This window comes from Mesorhizobium sp. M7A.F.Ca.US.006.04.2.1 (assembly GCF_004022915.1).
GTDB classification, from domain to species: Bacteria; Pseudomonadota; Alphaproteobacteria; order Rhizobiales; family Rhizobiaceae; genus Mesorhizobium; species Mesorhizobium ciceri.
Genome location: NZ_RZQA01001130.1, coordinates 1 through 1,602, shown reverse-complemented (window position 1 = coordinate 1,602; position 1,602 = coordinate 1). Strand labels below are relative to the sequence as shown.

Genomic DNA, 1,602 nt, shown 5'->3' with positions numbered 1-1,602 from the left:
GCATATCGACGTCCCCGCCGATAACACCGGTTTCATAACTGCGCTCGATGCGGCCGGCTTTGCGCCGACCTTCACCACCACGCGCATGTACAAGGGGCCTGCCCCGGAACTGGACCTGCAAAGGGTGTTCGGCGTAACGACCCTGGAACTGGGCTAGATCGGGCGAACCGCTGAACGGCTCCGCCAGGCGATCCGCGGCTCTCTCAGGCGGCGGCAGTGCGCCGTCCCGGCACCGGATTGCCGGGCGGTTCGTGGCCGAGCGGCGTCACCAGCGTCAGGTCGGGATAGCCGTTCTCGATCAGTTTGACGGCAGCTTGCGTCACCTCGTCGTCGGCCTCCAGCATGGAGAGAAAAACCTCGGTGGCGTCGCCGGTCAGACGGCCGATGCCCTGCGCGTCGGCTGGTCCGCATTCGACCACGACCAGATCATAAGCCGTTGTCAGCGATTGCATGATGATCGGCAGCCGGTCGGCGGCGCGCATGGCGCGGACCGGATCGGCGGTTCCGACCGGAATGACGTGACAGTCCGAGTAGAGATCGGCATGGATGACGTCACTGAACTGCGCTTCCGAAGCGAGCAGGTTGGTGATGCCGGGAAAAAGTCCGCTGTCCAGCATCGGCCGCGAGGCGGCCCCCGACGCGGTGAGGTCCAGCAACAGCACGCGCAGCCCGGCGTCGGCGACTTCGCGCGCCACCAGGATCGCCGATGCAGCCGCCTCGTCGCCTTCCGGCGAGACGAATATGGCGCGCGCCGCACCGCTGGCGATCAGCTTTTCGGCAGCCCTTTCGATATCGATCTCGCCCAGGGTGGAACGCGCCGGTTCGGGCTCGACAACCGTTTGCTCTGTCGCCGCCGTAGCGGGCATTGCGACCACATCCGGCGCCTCGGCCATGGCCGGCATCGCAGCGGCAAAAGGCTCCGCATCGGCTTCATGCGCAGGTTCAGGCAGTTCCTGGTGAATGACGGCTTCCTGGAAGACGGCAGTCTCGGGGCGGAAAAATGGCTTGGCGGCCGGCGTCTGCGCCACATGGGGCATCGCCACCTCATCGATCCGTTCGAAACGGGAACCGCTCGCCGGCCGCATCGCGCGGCCTGAGAACAGCTCCCGCAGAAGCGTCACGATGGCCATGATCAGCAGCGATGCGGCGAAAGCCGCGCCGACGATGGGCCCCACCTTCGGAAAATAGGCCTCGGAGGGAACCGACGCCTTCGAGGCGATCCGGGCGTCGACCGGCAGATAGTTGCGGTCCTGGCGCGAAGCGGCTTCGCGGTAGTTGGTCAGGTAGAGTTCGAGCTGCTGTCGCTTGGCGGTCGCGTCGCGCTGCAGTGCGTCGAGGTCGACCTGTTGTTCGCCGGCCTGCGCCGAAGCGGCTTTCAATGTGTTGACGTCGGCGACGAGCTGGTTCTCGCGGGCCTTTGCCGTCTCGGCCTGCATCAACAGGCCTTTCATGATCTTCTGGGCCTCGCTGCGGATCTGCGCGTCGAGATCGGACAGTTGCGATTTCAGCGCGCGAATGCGCGGATGATTTCCAAGCAGCGTCGTCGACAGATCGGCGATGTTGGAGCGCAATTCGACCTGTCGCTCACGCAAGCGCTGGATC

At 65.5% G+C, this 1,602-nt stretch carries 1 protein-coding gene and 1 pseudogene; one reads left to right on the top strand and one right to left on the bottom strand.

Going from position 1 to position 1,602, the window contains the following annotated elements; all coding sequences use genetic code 11:
- Positions 1-4: 4 nt before the first annotated feature.
- Positions 5-157, top strand: coding sequence for a hypothetical protein (locus tag EN925_RS35065; protein ID WP_348630386.1), 153 nt, complete (start codon positions 5-7; stop codon positions 155-157).
- A 46-nt stretch (positions 158-203) separates the two neighbouring features.
- Here the strand turns inward: EN925_RS35065 and EN925_RS35060 are convergent.
- Positions 204-1,602, bottom strand: a pseudogene (locus tag EN925_RS35060) (chain-length determining protein); the annotation flags it as partial.